This is a genomic window from Blastococcus saxobsidens DD2, from assembly GCF_000284015.1.
GTDB classification, from domain to species: Bacteria; Actinomycetota; Actinomycetes; order Mycobacteriales; family Geodermatophilaceae; genus Blastococcus; species Blastococcus saxobsidens_A.
In genome coordinates this window covers 534,984-552,553 of the sequence record NC_016943.1, presented here as the reverse complement: position 1 = coordinate 552,553, position 17,570 = coordinate 534,984, and the positions used below count along the sequence as shown (strand labels likewise).

12 protein-coding genes and 1 pseudogene are annotated in these 17,570 nt (G+C 76.0%); 2 read left to right on the top strand and 11 right to left on the bottom strand.

Annotation, left to right across the window (positions count from 1 at the left end; genetic code table 11):
- Window positions 1-6 precede the first annotated feature (6 nt).
- Complete coding sequence (locus BLASA_RS02555; RefSeq protein WP_014374441.1) at window positions 7-1,206, bottom strand: DNA polymerase III subunit delta'; 1,200 nt, start codon at window positions 1,204-1,206, stop codon at window positions 7-9.
- Complete coding sequence (gene tmk / locus BLASA_RS02550) at window positions 1,203-3,452, bottom strand: dTMP kinase (RefSeq protein WP_014374440.1); 2,250 nt, start codon at window positions 3,450-3,452, stop codon at window positions 1,203-1,205. The genes BLASA_RS02555 and tmk overlap by 4 nt, the downstream gene beginning before the upstream one ends.
- A gap of 204 nt (window positions 3,453-3,656) precedes the next feature.
- Here tmk and BLASA_RS02545 point away from each other — a divergent pair, with 204 nt between their 5' ends.
- Complete coding sequence (locus BLASA_RS02545; protein WP_014374439.1) at window positions 3,657-4,313, top strand: methyltransferase domain-containing protein; 657 nt, start codon at window positions 3,657-3,659, stop codon at window positions 4,311-4,313.
- A 43-nt stretch (window positions 4,314-4,356) separates the two neighbouring features.
- On the opposite strand, the gene topA is transcribed toward BLASA_RS02545, so the two are convergent.
- Entirely contained in the window at window positions 4,357-7,218 is a 2,862-nt protein-coding gene (gene topA / locus BLASA_RS02540; RefSeq protein ID WP_014374438.1) for a type I DNA topoisomerase, read from the bottom strand.
- 263 nt (window positions 7,219-7,481) lie between these two features.
- Window positions 7,482-9,746 (bottom strand): sodium-translocating pyrophosphatase, encoded by a 2,265-nt coding sequence (locus tag BLASA_RS02535; protein WP_014374437.1) that lies wholly within the window; start codon window positions 9,744-9,746, stop codon window positions 7,482-7,484.
- A 382-nt stretch (window positions 9,747-10,128) separates the two neighbouring features.
- Between BLASA_RS02535 and BLASA_RS02530 the strand changes: the two genes are divergently transcribed.
- Window positions 10,129-12,612 carry a DEAD/DEAH box helicase gene (locus BLASA_RS02530; protein ID WP_014374436.1) on the top strand — a complete coding sequence of 828 codons (2,484 nt, stop codon included), beginning with the start codon at window positions 10,129-10,131 and terminating at the stop codon, window positions 12,610-12,612.
- Between the two features lie 44 nt (window positions 12,613-12,656).
- Here BLASA_RS02530 and BLASA_RS26480 read toward each other — a convergent pair.
- From BLASA_RS26480 to ssd, 7 genes and pseudogenes are all read right to left on the bottom strand, one after another.
- Window positions 12,657-12,992 (bottom strand): annotated as a pseudogene (locus BLASA_RS26480) (Rv3654c family TadE-like protein); the annotation flags it as partial.
- Complete coding sequence (locus BLASA_RS02525) at window positions 12,989-13,363, bottom strand: TadE family type IV pilus minor pilin (protein WP_041775565.1); 375 nt, start codon at window positions 13,361-13,363, stop codon at window positions 12,989-12,991. The pseudogene BLASA_RS26480 and the gene BLASA_RS02525, both read right to left, overlap by 4 nt.
- A gap of 4 nt (window positions 13,364-13,367) precedes the next feature.
- Entirely contained in the window at window positions 13,368-13,613 is a 246-nt protein-coding gene (locus BLASA_RS02520) for a DUF4244 domain-containing protein (RefSeq protein WP_014374434.1), read from the bottom strand.
- 114 nt (window positions 13,614-13,727) lie between these two features.
- On the bottom strand, window positions 13,728-14,474 hold the full coding sequence (locus BLASA_RS02515; protein ID WP_014374433.1) for a type II secretion system F family protein: 747 nt from the start codon (window positions 14,472-14,474) through the stop codon (window positions 13,728-13,730).
- The gene (locus tag BLASA_RS02510) at window positions 14,471-15,274 is read right to left on the bottom strand and encodes a type II secretion system F family protein (protein ID WP_014374432.1); all 804 of its coding nucleotides are present in this window, start codon (window positions 15,272-15,274) and stop codon (window positions 14,471-14,473) included. The genes BLASA_RS02515 and BLASA_RS02510 overlap by 4 nt, the downstream gene beginning before the upstream one ends.
- Window positions 15,271-16,410 carry a TadA family conjugal transfer-associated ATPase gene (locus tag BLASA_RS24775; protein ID WP_014374431.1) on the bottom strand — a complete coding sequence of 380 codons (1,140 nt, stop codon included), beginning with the start codon at window positions 16,408-16,410 and terminating at the stop codon, window positions 15,271-15,273. Before BLASA_RS24775 ends, BLASA_RS02510 begins: the two co-directional genes overlap by 4 nt.
- On the bottom strand, window positions 16,407-17,489 hold the full coding sequence (gene ssd, locus BLASA_RS24770; protein ID WP_014374430.1) for a septum site-determining protein Ssd: 1,083 nt from the start codon (window positions 17,487-17,489) through the stop codon (window positions 16,407-16,409). Before ssd ends, BLASA_RS24775 begins: the two co-directional genes overlap by 4 nt.
- Window positions 17,490-17,570: the final 81 nt, after the last annotated feature.

Genomic DNA, 17,570 nt, shown 5'->3' with positions numbered 1-17,570 from the left:
TGGGTGTCAGGCGGGCAGTCGCAGCGCCACGGTGAGGGCCTCCAGCGCCACCTGCGGCTTCACGTTGCGCTCCAGCGCCTGACGGCAGGCGAGGATCGCGTCGATGCGGCGCAGCGCCCCCTCCGCGCCGATCCGGCGGGCGAGCTCCTCCGCGTCGGCCCGGCGGTCGGGATGGTTGAGCGTCGGCGCGGGGTGGTCGGGGGACGACTGCGCCGCGTCGAGCACCAGGGCGTCGCGGTAGAGCCCGGCGAGGTCGACCAGCGCGCGGTCGAGGGAGTCGCGGCCGATGCGGGTGGCCCGGGACTTCTGCCGGCGCTCGAGCTCCTTGAGCTGGCCGGCCCCGCCGCGGGTGGCCGCGACGACGCCGGGCCCGCGGGCACCGACGCCCAGGCTGGTCTTCAGCGCCTCGGTCTCGGAGCCGTCGAGGGCGTCCGTGGCGGCGTCGGTCTCCTCCTTCGCGGACCCCACCAGGTCATCGGCGGCGTCGAGGCAGGCGGCGAGCGAGACCAGCCGCAGCGGGACGTCGAGCACCGCCTTGCGCGCGAGCCGCGCCTCCTCGTCCCGGGCGAGCCGCCGGGCCCGGCCGACGTGCCCGCCGGAGGCGGCCGCCGACCAGGCGGCCAGCGCCGGGTCGACGCCGTCGCGGCGGGCCAGGACGTCGGCGATCGCGCCGACCGGCGGGGTGCGCAGGCCGATCACCCGGCACCGGGACCGGATGGTGACCGGCACGTCGTCGGGGTGCAGGCTGGGGGCGCACAGCAGGAACACCGTCCGCGGCGGCGGTTCCTCGATCATCTTGAGGATGGCGTTGGACGCCGACTCGGTCATCCGGTCGGCGTCCTCCACGACGACGACCTGCCAGCGCCCGCCCGACGGCGCCCGGCCGGCCACCCGGATCAGCCCTCTGGCCTCGTCCGCGCCGATCGACAGCCCGTCGGGGACGACGACGTGCACGTCGGCGTGCGTGCCGGCGAGCACCGTGCGGCACTCGTGGCAGGTGCCGTCGCCGCCCGCCGGGCACTGCAGCGCCGCGGCGAAGGCCCGCGCGGCCACCGACCGGCCCGAGCCGGGCGGGCCGGTGAACAGCCAGGCGTGCGTCATCGCCGTGGGATCGGCGATCGCCGCCCGCAGGTCGGCCACGACGGCCGGCTGGCCGACCAGCTGGGTCCAGACGCCCTCCGTGGGCGCCTTCACCGGCGCGCTCACGGGTGCAGCTGGGGGGTGGCGCCGGTCTGCGCGTGCGGGTGGTGGGGCGCCGGGTCCGGCCGGCCGTCGTGCCGCACCGGGGGCGCTACCTCGACCTGCCGGACCGGGTGCGCGAGGTTCTGCAACGGCAGACCGGAGAGGAACCGGGCCACCCGCATGCGGATCGCGGCCGCGATCTCGTCGGGGGACTGCCGCGCGTCCAGCACCAGGTACCGATCGGGGGCGGCCTCGGCCAGGGCGCGGAAGGTCTGCCGCACCCGCTGGTGGAAGTCCAGCGACTCGGATTCCAGCCGGTCGGCGGCGGCCCGTCCGCGGGCCCGCGCCAGCCCCACCTCCGGCGGCAGGTCGAGCAGGATGGTCAGGTCCGGCTGCAGCCCCTGGGCCGCCCAGCGGGAGAGCATGCGGACGTCGTCGAGCGGGATCGTGCGGCCGGCGCCCTGGTAGGCCAGCGAGCTGTCGATGAACCGGTCGGTGATGACGACCTCGCCGGCGTCCAGCGCCGGCCGGAGGACGTCGTGCACGTGCTGGGCGCGGTCGGCGGCGTACAGCAGCGCCTCCGCGCGCGGGGCGAGCCCCGCCTGCGCCTTGTCCAGCACGATGCCCCGGATCCCCGCGCCGGCGGGTGTCGCGCCGGGCTCGAAGCTGGCGCGGGCGACCAGTCCCTCGTCGGCGAGCCACTCCTGCAGCCGGCGCACCTGGGTGGACTTGCCGGCGCCCTCGCCGCCCTCGAAGGCGATGAGCACCCCGCCCCTGGCCAGCCGGCGCCGGGCGGTGGTGTCCCGCCGCAGCGCCGTCACGACGTCGGCCAGCAGCGGCACCGGCCGGCCGTCGTCCATCTGCCGGTAGGCCAGCAACCCGACCCCGACCGCGATCAGGCCGGCCACGAACAGCATCACCCGCTCGCCGGAGAGGGGCAGCGCGACGGCGCCGAGGTCCACGTCGTGCTGCCCGATCAGACCGACCCCGAACGGCACGACGCCGAGCGACACGATCAGCGCCGCCCGCACGAGCGACTGGACGATGGCGAACGTCCGGCCGCGGATCTCGTCCTCGACCTCCGTCCCGAGCAGGGTGAACCCGGCCAGGTAGGCCATGCCGGCGAAGAAGCCCATGAGGACGACGAGCACCAGCGAGATCCACAGGGTCGGCGACGCCGACAGCAGCAGGACGGCGATGCCGGCGAAGACGATGGCCACCCCGAACACCCGCTCGCGGGCGAGATCGCGGGCGATGCTGGGCCCGACGCCGATGCCCAGGCCGAGACCGACGAAGACGGCGCCGAAGAGCAGGCCGTACGCAGCGTCGCCGCCGCCCAGGGCCTGCACGTAGAACTGGCCGGTCGCGATGATCGCTCCGGCGGCCACGAAGGCGCCGGTGATGCCGACGACCAGCCCCCGGACCAGCGGGGTGTGCCCGGCGAAGGAGAAGCCGTCCTTCAAGGAACCCAGGAAGCTCTCCTGCTGCACCACGGCTCCGGCGGCCCGCCGCCCGCTGATCGAGGGCAGGTTCCAGATGACCAATGCGGCGACGAGGAAGGTCACGGCGTTCACGTAGAGCGCGAGGTCGACCTCGTCGATCGACGGCAGCTCCGCGTTGATGACCGCGAGGAGGGCGAACACGATGGCCGCGAGCACCGGCGTCAGGCCGTAGGTGGTGACCAGGGAGAGCTGGTTCGCCGGCTCCAGCTGGTCCTTGCGCAGCATGTTCGGGACGGCGGCGTCCTTCGCCGGGATCCAGAACAGGCTGAACGCCTCGATGAGGAACTGGGCGATGAACAGCCACACCAGGTTGTCGACGATCGGGATCGACGCGAAGAGGCCGAACCGGATGATGTCGGTGACCACCATGGTCTTGCGCCGGTCGAACCGGTCGGCGAACGCACCGGCCAGCGGGCCCAGCACGATCGCCGGCAGCAGGCGGAACAGCAGCACCCCGCCGAGGGCGAAGTTCGACGCCGCGAACCCGTCGACCATCGACGCGGCCATCGCGGTGATCGCCAGCAGGCCCAGCCAGTCGCCGAAGCTGGACAGCGACATCGACAGCCAGAGCTTCCGGAAGTCCCGGACCCGCAGCACCGCCCGGATCTTGGCCACCGAACCCACCGCACCGGCGCCATCGCCCCGGTCGGACGTGTCGGCTTCGCCGGCATCGGTCAGCGGCAGCTCCGCGTCCGGGGGCACCGGCGTGCCGGCGGGCGGGAGACCGTCACCCGCTGCGGCGTCCTCCTCGACCGGCGCAGCCGTCACCGCCTCGTCGGGCGAGGGTGCCGGTGAGGTCTGGTCGGGCGGGATGAGGAGCTCCTCGGGTCGATGGACGGCGGGGCGGAGCCGGCCCCGGCGGGGGCCACGGTACCGGGCCGCCGGGACGATTTCGCCGACCAGCCGCCCGGAAGCAGGAAGCGGCTACCGCCGGTTCCGCAGCCGGGCGTCGCGGGACCAGGGTCCGGGGCGATGGCACCACCCGACGATGCGACGCGCCCGGCCGCCGAGAGCTCGCCGGGTGGCTGGCAGCCGGACACCTATCTCCGGTTCGCCGGAGAGCGGGCCCGGCCGTTCACCGATCTCCTCGCGCGGGTGTCCGCGGAGTCCCCGCGCAGGATCGTGGACCTCGGCTGCGGGGAGGGTTCGCTGACCGCGTCGCTGGCGCGCCGGTGGCCGGGTGCGGCCGTCACCGGTGTCGACTCCTCCCCCGAGATGCTCGCCGCCGCCGCGTCCTCCACCGTGCCGGGCCGGGTCATGTTCGAGGCCGGCGACGTGCGGACGTGGGCTCCCGACGGGCCGGTCGACGTCGTCGTCAGCAACGCCGTCCTGCACTGGGTGCCCGGGCATCCGCAGCTGATGGCCCGCTGGGCCGCGGGCCTGCCGCCTGGCGGGTGGCTCGCCGTCCAGGTGCCCGGGAACTTCCGCGCTCCCACCCATGCGCTGCTGGCCGCACTGTGCCGCTCCCCGGAGTGGGCCGACCGGCTGGCCGAGGCGGCACCCCACCCCGACACGGTCCTCGAGCCGGCCGGGTACGCCGACGTGCGGGCCGCCTACCCCGCGCGCCCCGACGGCACGACGCTGCTGCCCTTCCGGCGGGTCTTCGCCGTCGGGACCCGTCCGTCCTGATCCCCGGACGCCCCCGCGCCGGATCCCCGGCGCGGGAAGGCGATCAGCCGGCGGTGACCGCGTCGGCCGCTGCCTTCGCCGCCGTCTTCTTCGCCGTCGCCTTCTTCGCGGGAGTCTTCTTGGCGACGGTCTTCTTCGCCGTCGTCTTCTTGGCGGCCTTCTTCTTGGTCGCCGGCCCGCGCGCCCGCCGGTCGGCCAGCAGCTCGGCCGCCCGCTCGATCGTGATCGACTCGACCTCGTCGCCCTTGCGCAGGCTCGCGTTGGTCTCACCGTCGGTGACGTACGGGCCGAACCGGCCCTCGCGCACGGTGACCTGGCCCTGGGTGACCGGGTCGGTGCCCAGCTCCCGGAGCGGGGCCTTGGCCGCCGCGCGACCGCGCTGCTTGGGCTGGGCGAAGATCGCCAGCGCCTCGTCGAGGGTGACGGTGAACAGCCGGTCCTCGCTCTCCAGGGAGCGGGAGTCGGTGCCCTTCTTCAGGTAGGGCCCGTACCGCCCGTTGAGCGCCTGGATCTCCTCGCCCTCCGGCGTCGTCCCGACCGTGCGCGGCAGGGTGAGCAGCGTCAGCGCGTCGTCGAGGGTGAGCGTCTCCGGCGACATGGAGGAGAACAGGCTGGCCGTCCGCGGGGCGTCCTTGCTGCCCTCGGGGACGACGGTGGTGACGTAGGGGCCGTAGCGGCCGGCCTTGACCACCACCGGGTGGCCGGACTCCGGATCGGTGCCCAGCTCCCGGTCGCTCGACGGCGCCTCGAGCAGCTCGCGCACCTTCTCCTCGGTCAGCTCGTCGGGCGCGAGGTCCTCGGGGATGCTGACCCGCGCGCCGTCGTCGCCGTCGACCTGCAGGTACGGGCCGTAGCGCCCGACGCGGACGACGACCGGGCGCCCCTCGGGGTCGGTGGCGCGCAGCGGGATCGAGTTGATGCCGCGGGCGTCGATCTCCTCCAGCCGCTGGCCGATCACGTGCTTGAGACCGCCGGACTGCGCGATCGCGCCGGCGTGCCGGCCCTCGCCGCCGAAGTAGAACTCGGTCAGCCAGGTGACGCGCTGCAGGGTGCCACCGGCGATCTCGTCCAGCTCCTCCTCCAGGGAGGCGGTGAACTGGTAGTCGACCAGCTGGGCGAAGTACCGCTCCAGCAGGTTGACCACGGCGAACGCGACGAACGACGGGACGAGCGCGTTGCCCTTCTTCCAGACGTACCCGCGGTCCTGGATGGTCTGCAGGATCGAGACGTAGGTCGACGGCCGGCCGATCCCGAGCTCCTCCAGCCGCGCCGTCAGGCTCGGCTCGGTGTAGCGGGACGGCGGCTGGGTGGTGTGCCCCTTGGCGTCCAGCGCCCGGGTGTCCAGCTGCTGGCCGCGCTCCAGGCGCGGCAGCCGGCGCTCGGCGTCGTCGCTGCCGTGGTCCTCGTCGCCGGCGCCCGAGGCGCCCTCGTCACGGGACTCGACGTAGGCGCGGAGGAAGCCGGGGAAGGTGATGGTCCGGCCGCTGGCGGTGAACTCGACCGCCTCGTCGGTGCTACTGCGGCCGGCCAGCCGGACGCTGACGGTCTGGCCGACGGCGTCAGCCATCTGCGAGGCCACGGTGCGCTGCCAGATCAGCTCGTAGAGCCGGAACTCGTCGCGGGCGAGCCCTGCGGCCAGCTGCCCGGGGGTGCGGAAGTTGTCGCCGGCCGGGCGGATGGCCTCGTGCGCTTCCTGCGCGCCCTTGGCCTTCTTCGCGTAGCGCCGCGCCTCCGCGGGGACGTAGGCGTCGCCGTACAGCTCGCGGGCCTGCTGGCGGGCGGCGTTGATGGCCTCCTGCGACAGGTTGGTCGAGTCGGTCCGCATGTAGGTGATGTGGCCGTTCTCGTACAGCCGCTGGGCCACCCGCATCACCTGCGCCGACGACCAGCCGAGCTTGCGGCCGGCCTCCATCTGCAGCGTCGACGTCGTGAAGGGCGCGTACGGACGACGGCGGTAGGGCTTCTCGTCGACCCGGCTGACGCTGACCTGGCGGCCCTCGAGTCGGGCGGCCAGCCCACGCGCGCCGGCCTCGTCGAGGTGCACGACCTCACCGGTGGTGCGACCGGTCGAGGGGTCGAAGTCGCGGCCGGTGGCAACCCGGCTGTCGTCGACGCTGACCAGCTTGGCCCGGACGGTGGTGGGCTCGCCCTCGTCGGCGCCGGCGGCGCGTCCGGGAACGGCGAACGTGCCCTCCAGCGACCAGTAGTCGGCGGCGTGGAAGGCCATCCGCTCGCGCTCGCGCTCGACGACGATGCGGGTGGCCACCGACTGCACGCGGCCGGCCGAGAGCTTGGGCAGCACCTTCTTCCAGAGCACCGGGCTGACCTCGTAGCCGTAGAGCCGGTCGAGGATGCGGCGGGTCTCCTGGGCGTCGACCAGCGCGGTGTCCAGCTCCCGGGGGTTGGCCACGGCACGGGCGATCGCCTCGGGGGTGATCTCGTGGAAGACCATCCGGCGCACGGGGACACGCGGCTTGAGGGTGTCGATCAGGTGCCAGGCGATGGCCTCGCCCTCGCGGTCCTCGTCTGTCGCGAGGTAGATCTCGCTGGCGTTCTTGACCAGCTGCTTGAGCCGGGTCACCTGCTGCTTGCGGTCGGGGCTGACCACGTAGAGCGGCTCGAACGAGTTGTCGACGTCGACGCCGAGCCGCGCCCACGCGGCGCCCTTGTGCTCGGCCGGGACGTCGGCGGCGTTGCGCGGCAGGTCGCGGATGTGCCCGACGCTGGCCTCGACGACGTAGCCGCTGCCCAGGTACCCGGCGATCTTGTTGGCCTTGGTGGGCGACTCGACGATGACCAGCGGCCGCCCGCCGGACGCGGCCGAGCCCCGGCGGGCAGGCTTCTTGGCCGCCCCGTCGGTCGTCGGGTCGCTCTCGGCGGCGGGCTGCGTGGTCTTCGTGGGCACGGGACTCCTGTCGGTGGTGCTGAGGTGGTGCGGTCGCGGCGTACCGGTCCGCACCAGGTCGCCCTGCTGCGTCGACCCCGGGGCTCCGGGACCGGGCGGGCGCCACCGCGGAACGCCCCTCGGCGGGCCACGGTAAGCCACCCCGGCACCCGGGCGCCGGGGGCAACCCTCCGCGGGCGTGCCGTCACCCCGACCAACGCGGATGCTGCGGCCCTGTTCCCGGGGACGGAAGCGGGCGTCCCGCCAAGGGGTCAGTGGCGAGATCAGGGCGCGCTGGTGGTGAGCGAGGCGTCGGTGGGCGTGCTGGTCACCTCGCCGGCCACCACCGAGCGACGCTTGGACACCACGACGGCCGCCACGATGACGGCGACCGCGGCCAGCGCCAGCCCCACCCGCAGGCCGGTGTTGGCGTCCTCGCCCACCGACAGCCCGACGACCGCGGGCGCGATCAGCAGCGCCACCAGGTTCATCACCTTGATCAGCGGGTTGATCGCCGGGCCGGCGGTGTCCTTGAACGGGTCGCCCACCGTGTCGCCGATGACCGTCGCCGCGTGGGCCTCGCTGCCCTTCCCGCCGTACGCGCCGTCCTCCACCATCTTCTTGGCGTTGTCCCAGGCGCCGCCGGAGTTGGCGAGGAAGACCGCCATGAGCGTGCCCGCGGCGATGGCGCCGACCAGGTAGGCGGCCAGCGGCCCGATGCCCAGCCCGAAGCCCACGGCCACCGGGGCGAGCACGGCCAGCAGGCCCGGCGTGGCCAGCTCGCGCAGCGAGTCCTTGGTGCAGATGTCGACGACGGCGCCGTAGTCGGGGCGCTCGGTGTAGTTCATGATCCCCGGCCGCGTGCGGAACTGCTCCCGCACCTCGAAGACCACGCGGCCGGCGGCGCGGGAGACCGCGCTGATGGCCAGCCCGGAGAAGAGGAAGACCACCGCGGCCCCGAGCACCGCGCCGACCACGTTGTTCGGGTTGACCAGGCTGAACGCGTCGCCGAGCGTGGTGCCCGCCTCCTCGAGCGCGACCTCGACCTGGGCGTTGTAGGAGCCGAAGAGAGCCGTGGCGGCGAGGACGGCGGTCGCGATGGCGATGCCCTTGGTGATCGCCTTGGTGGTGTTGCCGACGGCGTCGAGGTCGGTGAGCACCCGGGCGCCGTCGCCGTCGATGTCGCCGGACATCTCGGCGATGCCCTGGGCGTTGTCGCTGACCGGCCCGAAGGTGTCCATCGAGACGATCACGCCGGCGGTCGTCAGCAGACCGGTGCCGGCGAGCGCGACGGCGTAGAGGGCGGCACCGCCACCGATGAGGAAGGCGCCGTACACGGCACCGCCGATGAGCAGCGCGGCGTAGACGGCGGACTCGAGGCCGAGCGAGATGCCGGAGAGGATGACGGTGGCCGGCCCGGTCAGCGAGCTGCGGCCGACGTCCTGGACCGGCTTGCGGCTGGTCTCGGTGAAGTAGCCGGTGAGCTGCTGGATGGCCGCGGCGAGGACGACGCCGACGAGCACGGCCACGAAGCCCAGCACCGGCAGGCTGACCGGGAGGTCGACGCCGACGACGGTGCCGGGCAGCACCGTGAAGGACGCGACCGCGACCAGCAGCAGCGAGACCACCGCGGAGACGAAAAAGCCCCGGTTGATCGGGGCCAGCCCGCTGCTGTCCCGCTCCCCGGGCCTGGTGGCCAGGATGCCGGCGATCGAGGCGATCACCCCGATCGCGGCCACGACCAGCGGGAACACCATGCCCACGGAGCCGAAGAACACCTGCCCGAGGATGAGCGCGGCCACCAGCGTCACGGCGTAGGACTCGAAGAGATCCGCGGCCATGCCGGCGCAGTCGCCGACGTTGTCCCCCACGTTGTCGGCGATGGTCGCGGCGTTGCGCGGGTCGTCCTCGGGGATGCCGGCCTCGACCTTCCCGACCAGGTCGGCGCCGACGTCGGCGGCCTTGGTGAAGATCCCGCCGCCGACCCGCATGAACATCGCCAGCAGGGCGCCGCCGAAGCCGAAGCCCTCCAGGACCACCGGCGCCGTCTCGTCGAACAGCAGCAGCGCCAGCGCCGCCCCGAACAGGCCCAGGCCGACCGTGATCATCCCGCAGACGCCGCCGGTGCGGTACGCGATCCGGAACGCCGGCTGGTACCCGCCGTCCCGTGCCGCGGCGGCGACCCGCACGTTGCCGCGGGTCGCGAGCGTCATGCCGATGAAGCCGACGGCGGCCGAGAACGTCGCGCCGACGAGGAAGAACAGTGCCCGCCCGATGCGCGTACCCCACCCGCCGTCCGCGACCGGGAGGAGCAGCAGCACGAGGAAGACGAGGACGGCGAACACGGCGAGGGTGCGGAACTGCCGCCGGAGGAAGGCCGCCGCGCCTTCCTGCACCGCCCGGGCGATCTCCTGCATCTTCTCCGTGCCCGGGTCCGCGGCCGTGACGGCCCGCACCAGGTAGCCGGCGAACGCCAGCGCGGCCAGGGAGATGACGAGGATGACGGCGACCAGGGCCATCTCCCCGCCGGACAGGGAACTGTCGGGCATGAATCCTCCAGGCGTCGGCAGCCGCCCGGGAGGCGCCGTGCTCCCCGGTACGGCGGAGGTGGGCGTTCCGGCGCCGGTCTGGGTGGACCGGCTCCGGAACGGGGCGAAGTGTAAGGGAGATCACACGTCCGGTAGTCGTCTCGCGCTCCGCTTTCCTCGGCGGACGGCGAGGACATCTCCCTGACCGCCGTCCGAGCACGTCGGTCGAGTGCAGTGGCCGCCGCCCTGACCAGCGCCGGTCACTCCCCTTCTCCCCCCGGAGTGCTCCTGGAGGGCGGCGCCTTGCCACCAGGTGTGACAGTGGGGTGGTGACCGAGCGTGCGAGGTCACCCAGAGCGACAGCACCCGTGGGCACGCGGACGAGCGCCATCGAGGAGGATGCGTGACCACGCTGCACCCGGTCCGGTCGGCTCCCCCTCCCGGCACGGACGACGGTCTCCTGGATGGGGACCCGCCCTCCGGCGCCCGGCCGGTGCCGCCTGGTGGCGAGCTGCTGGCGGCCGTCCTCGCCGCGACGCCGGAGGAGGAGCAGCCGGTCACCCACGTGCACCACCTGCCGGTGCGCCCGAGCCGGACCACCGACTGGCCCGCGTGGACCGATCCCGCGCTGCGCGACCGGCTGGCGGCCCGCGGCGTCGGTGCCCCGTGGCAGCACCAGGTGGCGGCGGCGCAGCTGGCCCGCGAGGGCCGGCACGTGGTGGTGGCCACCGGCACGGCGTCGGGGAAGTCGCTGGCCTACCAGCTGCCGGCGCTGACGACGCTCGCCGAGGACCCGCGGGCCTGCGTCCTCTACCTGGCACCGACCAAGGCGCTGGCCCGCGACCAGCTCGCCTCGGTGGCCGCGCTGGCCGATCCGTCGGTGCGGCCGGCCGCCTACGACGGCGACACCCCCGCCGAGGAGCGGGACTGGGTCCGGCGGCACTCCCGCTGGATCGTCACCAACCCCGACATGCTGCACCGCGGGATCCTGCCGGCCCACCAGCGCTGGTCGAGCACGCTGCGACGGGTGGCCTACGTCGTCATCGACGAGTGCCACGCCTACCGCGGGGTCTTCGGTTCGCACGTCGGCCACGTGCTGCGCCGGCTCCGGCGGATCTGCCGCCGGTACGGCGCCGACCCGGTGTTCGTCCTGGCCTCGGCCACGGTCGCCGACCCGGCGGCCGCCGCCACCCGGTTGGTCGGTACCGAGGTGGTGGCGGTGACCGACGACGGCTCGCCGCGTCCTGGGGCGACGTTCGCCCTGTGGGAGCCCCCACTGACCGAGCGGACCGGCGAGCACGGCGCACCGCTGCGCCGCTCGGCCGCCGCCGACGCCGCCGGCCTGCTCGCCGACCTGGTGGAGCGGGGCGCGCGGACGCTGGCATTCGTCCGCTCCCGGCGCAGCGCCGAGTCCGTCGCGGAGCAGGCCCGCCGGATCCTCGCCGACCGGGGGCGGGCCGATCTGGTGCGCCGGGTGGACTCCTACCGGGGGGGCTACCTGCCGGAGGAGCGGCGCGAGCTGGAGCGGGCGCTCTCGGCGGGCGACCTGCTCGGCGTCGCCACCACCAACGCCCTCGAACTGGGCATCGACATCGCCGGGCTGGACGCCGTCGTCCTGGCCGGTTACCCGGGCACGCTGGCCTCGCTGTGGCAGCAGGCCGGCCGGGCCGGCCGCGCGCAGCGCGAGTCCCTGGTCGTCTTCGTGGCCCGCGACGACCCGCTGGACCACTACCTGGCGCACCATCCGCGGGCCGTCTTCGGCCGGCCGATCGAGGCCACCGTCACCGACCCGGCCAATCCCTACGTCCTCGGCCCCCAGCTGTGCTGCGCCGCGGCCGAGCTGCCGCTGACGCCGGACGACCTCGCCGACTTCGGCGGTCCGGTGGCCGAGGCGCAGCTCGAGGAGCTCGTGGCCGCCGGTCAGCTGCGGCGCCGGCCGACCGGCTGGTACTGGGCCGGACGCGGGCGTCCCGACGTCGACATCCGCGGCAGCGGCGACGAGCCGGTCGCGATCATCGAGGCCGGCACCGGACGGCTGCTGGGCACCGTCGACGGCGGCGCCGCGCACGCGACCGTGCACGAGGGCGCGCTCTACGTGCACCGCGGGGACACCTTCGTGGTGGACGAGTACGACGTCGAGGACGCCTGCGCCGTCGTGCACCCGGAGAGCCCCGACTGGACGACGGTCGCCCGGGACGTCACCGACCTCGCGATCGTCTCGATCGAGCAGACCCGCCCGCTCGGCGCGGTCACCGCGCACACCGGCGTCGTCGACGTGACCAACCAGGTGGTGGCCTACCAGCGGCGCCGCCTGGGCACCGGCGAGGTGCTCGCCGAGTTCCCGCTCGTCCTGCCGCCGCGCCAGCTGCGCACGCGGGCGGTGTGGCTGACGCTGGACTCCCGCGCAGTACAACGGGCCGAGGTGGACGATGCGGCGCTGCCCGGCTCGCTGCACGCGGCCGAGCACGCGGCGATCGGCATCCTGCCGCTGCTGGCCACCTGCGACCGCTGGGACCTCGGCGGCCTGTCCACCGCGGTGCACCCCGACACCGGGACGGCGGCGATCTTCGTCTACGACGGTCATCCCGGCGGGGCCGGCTTCGCCGAGCGCGGGTACGCGGCGCTGCGCCGCTGGCTGCAGGCCACCCGGGCCACCGTGGCCAGCTGCGAGTGCGAGACCGGCTGCCCGTCGTGCGTGCAGTCGCCCAAGTGCGGCAACGGCAACGACCCGCTGGACAAGGCCGGGGCGGTGCGGGTGCTGGACGTGGTCCTCGACGAGCTGGCCGCCCGGGACCACGCCGACCCCGACACCGACGACACCGACGACCGCACGGTGGGTACCGGGGACGGGGCTCCGGCCGCCGCGGAGCCCGATCTGGTGTTCTGACCGCCGAGCCGCGCCCCGCCCGCGTCGGCCACCGGCCCGGCGCGGGCCCGTCCGGTGGCGGCGTGGCCGCCGAGCCGCCCCAGCCGCAGGGTCACCCGGGTGGTGACCTCGACGACGCTCCCGTCCACCACGCGGCAGCCGGTCAGCTCGGCGCCGTTGGCGGCGGCGATGTCGGCGGCCACGGCGCAGGCGCTCGGGTCGCCGAGCACCGAACGTCCCGCGGCGGCCAGGGCGCTGAGGTCAGCGGCGCTCGCCGCCCGGTGCCGGGCGACCGCCGCAGCGCCTCCCAGCACACCGGCGATGGCCAGCAGGGCCAGCACCGCGGACAGCGCGAGCACCCACACGGTCGCCGATCCGCGTTCCGGCGAGTCGCGGATCACGGCCGTTCCCCGAGCGGCTCCGGCAGCGCCACGGCCTCGGCCGTCACGGTCACCCGCCAGGGCAGCGGACCGAGCGGGGTCACCTCGGCGGTCACCCGCACGCGGACCTCGCCGGCGCCGGTGGCCACGGTGGTGCGCGCTCCGTCGGGCGCCGCGCGGCCGGCCCATCCCGCCACCGTGGCGACGTCCTCACCACGCGCCGCTGCCCGCGCGCCCTCCCGGGCCGCGTCGACGCAGCGGAGCTGAGCGCCCACCACCGTCACCGCGGCGACCGCGCCGACCAGGACCAGCAGCAGCACCGGGAGCACGACCGCGGTCTCGGCCGTGACCATGCCGTCCTCGGCACGCCCTCTGCTCAGCACCCGGCGCATCGGCTCAGGACAGCGTCGCGAGCGCCGTGTCCACGAGCGCAGTGAGCCCCGTGACGATCGAGTCGCCGGTGACCACGCGGTACAGGACGGCGGCGAAGGCGCAGGCGGCCACGGTGCCGACCGCGTACTCCGCGGTGCTCATGCCCGCCTCCGCCGCGGCCTGGAGCCGCGCCCAGCGACGGACCGGGGAACCGTGCCGGGGCGTCTCCGGTGCGGGATCGGGATCGGCAACGGGCAGCGGTGCGGTCATGGAGTTCCTCCTCGGACGGGGCCCCGGCGGGGCCGTGCCCCGAGCCTGCTGGCCGGGTGGGACCCGGCCGAGGGCCGCGGACAATCTGTGGAGGGCGCCTGCGGCTGTGGACGCTCAGCCGAAGACATCCCCGGCGATGCCAAGCACCAGCGGGACCACGCCGAGGCAGACGAACGCCGGCAGGAAGCACAGCCCCAGCGGCGCCAGCACCCACACCCCGGCCCGCTGCACCGCCGCCTCGGCGCCCGCCCGGGCCCCGGCCCGGCTCTCCGCCGCCAGGGCCCGCAGCGCCGGTACCGCCGCGGCCCCGGACTCCCCCGCCCGCACCAGCGCGCGGCCCAGACCGCCCAGCTCGGCGGGTGCGTCGGCCCACGCCTGCCGCGGCTCGGCGCCCAGCCGCTGGAGCGCGGCCACGTGCCGCAGCCGCGGCCCGAGGGGCGCCGGCACGGCGTCGGCCACGGCGGCCAGCGCACCGGCGACGGGCAACCCCGCGGCCAGGCAGACGGCGAGCAGGTCGCAGGCGGCCGGCAGATCGCGGGCCAGCGCAGCCCGCGCGGCGGCGTCCGGATCCGGGCCGGCGCGCCGCAGCAGGTGTTCCACACCCACGGCCACCGCGGCGGCGGCGGTCAGCCCGAGGACTCCTCCGAGCAGCAGAGCGGTCGCCAGCCCGGCGGCCCCGCTCAACAGCCACCGACGTCGCCGGTCGCCCACCGCGCCGGGCGCCGGCTCCCCGCGCGCCCGCGCCGTCCCGCCTCCGCGCACCAGCCGGCGCACGCGGGCGCCGACGACGGCGGAACCGGGGGCCCACGCCACCACCGCTCCGGCCAGCAGCAGCACGGTCAGCCATGGCCCGGGGATCATCGGCCGAGCCGCCGGACCAGCCGACCGGTCCAGGCGATCCCGGCGACCTCGAGCAGCACGCCCACGACGAGCAGCACCTGCCCGGTACCGGTCGCGGTGAGCACCTGCCACGGATCGGCGCCGATCCCGCTGCCCATGGCCAGCCCGAGCACCGGCAGCCCCGTCAGCAGCCGGGCGCTGGAGCGGGGGCCCGCGGTCGCGACCAGCAGCGCCCGCCGCTGCCGGAGCCGGGTCCGCAGGTCGTCCTCGACGGCGGTCACCACGGTGGCCAGCGAGCAGCCGGTGCGGCTGCTGAGCACCACGGCCGCCGACAGCCGGGCGAGCTCGGCCGACAGTTCGTCGCCGCGGGCCTGCGGACCGCCCGCCCCGGTCCCCGCGGCACCGGGTGCCCGGACCGCACGCACCAGCGCGGCACCGCACTCCCGGTCGGGACAGGCGCCGGCGGCACCGCGGGCCGCCTCCTCGAGCGCCCGCCCGGCCCGCAGTTCGGCGGCCAGCGCGCCGAGCGCCTCGGCCAGCGCCACGAGCCGGGTCTCGGCGGCGGTACCGGCCCGGCGAGATGCCCACGCCCGCGCGGCCAGTGCTGCGCTCCCGCCGGCGAGCAGGGCCACCAGCGGGGTGCTGACGAGGGCAGCCGCGCCGGCCGCACCGGCCGCGGTCAGGAGCGGCAGGCGGGCCGGCCACCGCTGCACCCCACCCGCAGCATCGCCGGTGGCCGCCCGCAGCCGCCGGTGCAGGCCCGTCCGCGCCCCGGGCCACAGGACGGCGGCGCAGGCGGCCGCGAGCAGGGCCGCGGTCACCCGCCGGCCAGGCGGGCGCGCAGCGCGTCGCCGGCGGGACACGGGCCGCCGTCGGCCCGCCAGCCCGCCTCGACCACGACCAGTTCCCCGTGCCGGCGCACCACGGCGATCTCGTCGACCTGCCGCCCGTCACGGGCCCGCCGCACGTGCACCACCACCTGCAGGGCGGCGGCCGCCTGGCTGTGCACGGCGGCTCGCCCCAGTCCCGCGGCGACCCCGAGGGCCTCCAGCCGGGCCGGCACCTCGGTGGACCGGTTGGCGTGCAGGGTGCCGCAGCCGCCGTCGTGCCCGGTGTTGAGCGCGGCCAGCAGGTCGACCACCTCCGCGCCGCGCACCTCCCCGACCACGAGCCGGTCGGGGCGCATCCGCAGCGCCTGGCGCACCAGGTCGCGCAGTCCCACCGCTCCGGCGCCCTCCACGTTCGGCGGCCGGGTCAGCAGGCGGACCATGTGCGGGTGCGGGGGGCTGAGCTCGGCGGCGTCCTCGCACAGCAGCAGCCGCTCGGCCGGGTCGACCTCCCCGAGCAGGGCGCTGAGCAGGGTGGTCTTCCCGGAGCCGGTCCCCCCGGTGACGAGGAAGGCCAGCCGGTGCGCGACGACCGACCGCAGCAGCGCTCCGCTCTCTCCCGGCAGCGCACCCGACCGGTCCAGGTCGGCCAGCGTGTGCGCGCGCCGCCGCAGCACCCGCAGGGAGATGCAGGTGCCGCCGCCGGACACCGGAGGGAGGACGGCGTGCAGCCGCGTCCCGTCGGGCAGGCCGACGTCCACCCAGGGTGCGGCGTCGTCGAGCCGCCGCCCGGCGGACGCGGCGAGCCGCACGGCCAGCCGCCGCACGGCGTCCTCGTCGGCGAACCCGACACCCGGAGCCGGCTCGAGGCCGGCGCCGCGGTCCATCCACACCTGGCCCGCCCCGTTGACCAGCACGTCGGTGACGCCGGGCAGGCGCAGCAGCGGCTCGAGCGGTCCGGCTCCGGCCAGCTCGTCGACGGCGGTCCGGACGGCGAGCAGCACGTCGTCGTCGCCGATCAGCCCGCCCGCCTCCTGGCGCACGAGCGCGGCGACACCCGCGCGGGACGGCACCTCGTCGGCGAGTGCCAGCCGTTCCCGCACCCGGTCCAGCAGCGACGGCACGCTCACCGGCGCTCGTCCCCGGACAGCGCGGTCCGCACCCGTTGCGCGAGGGAACCCAGCGGCGACCGCGTGCCCGTGCCCGGCGGTTCGCCTCGCTCGGCGCGCGCCACCGCGCCGCGGTCGTGCGGCAGTTCGGCGAACACCGGCCGGCCCACCACCTCCTGGACGTCCTCGGGTGCGAGCCCGCCGGGCACCGACCGGACCACCAGCCGCGCCGACGACCACGGCCGTCCGTCGGCGGCCACGAGCAGCCGCGCGGCCGTGGCCGCGCGCAGGCGCGCGGGCACGACGAGGAGGGCGAGGTCGGCGTCGGCGAGCACCGCCTGCGGCCCTCCGCCCACGCCGCAGCAACCGGGCCGGGGCAGGTCGACGACCACGCACCGGCCGGTCGTCCGGGCCGCCTCCACGACCGTGACCAGGGCCTCCTCCGGGACCGGCTCGGCTGATCCCCTGCCCGCCGAGAGCAGGTGCAGGCCCTGCACCTCGGGGAGCGCGGCGAGCAGGGCCTCCCCCGCCACCCGGCCGCGGAGGCCGCCGACCTCCGGCCAGCGCAGCCCGCCGGTGAGCTCGGCGCCCAGGAGCAGGTCGAGTCCGCCGCTCCACCCGTCCGCGTCGACCAGCACCGCGGGCCCCGCGGCGGCGGCCAGCGCAGCGGCGACCGTGCTGGCGCCCGCGCCGCCGCAGGCCCCGCCCACGGCGACCAGCGGGCCGCGCTCCACCGGAGCGCGGACCGCGGCCGCCGCACGGGTGAGCAGCCAGGCCTCGTCCGCCGGGAGCACCACGACCCGCTCGGCCCCGACCTCCACCGCGGCGGCCCACCCGGCCGCCGGCAGCTCCCGGGTGGCGACGACGACCACGCCCGGGCGCCGGGGCAGCGCCCGCGGTCCGGCCAGGGCCAGGGCGTCGGCGCCGAGCAGCACCAGCGGCGCCTCCCGGTGTGCCCGGCGCAGCGCCGGCCCGCCGGTGCAGAGCTCCGGCTCCGCGCCGGCGGCGGCCAGCACCCGGAGCAGCTCGTCGAGCAGCTCCTCGTCGGCGCTGACGACCAGGGGACGGGGCGGCCGGGGAGGCGGCGGGAAGTCGGGCACGCGGTCGACTCCACCGGAGGTTCGGCAGACAGTGCCAGAACGGCGGGCGAACTGTGGATGACCCCATCGGGTGTGGACGGT

Excerpts from the sequence above, each read along its gene's own strand:
- BLASA_RS02520 (WP_014374434.1), bottom strand. The coding sequence starts at position 13,613 with ATGACCGCACCGCTGCCCGTTGCCGATCCCGATCCCGCACCGGAGACG.
- BLASA_RS02515 (WP_014374433.1), bottom strand. The coding sequence starts at position 14,474 with ATGATCCCCGGGCCATGGCTGACCGTGCTGCTGCTGGCCGGAGCGGTG.
- BLASA_RS02535 (WP_014374437.1), bottom strand. The coding sequence starts at position 9,746 with ATGCCCGACAGTTCCCTGTCCGGCGGGGAGATGGCCCTGGTCGCCGTC.
- BLASA_RS02525 (WP_041775565.1), bottom strand. The coding sequence starts at position 13,363 with ATGCGCCGGGTGCTGAGCAGAGGGCGTGCCGAGGACGGCATGGTCACG.
- BLASA_RS02545 (WP_014374439.1), top strand. The coding sequence starts at position 3,657 with ATGGCACCACCCGACGATGCGACGCGCCCGGCCGCCGAGAGCTCGCCG.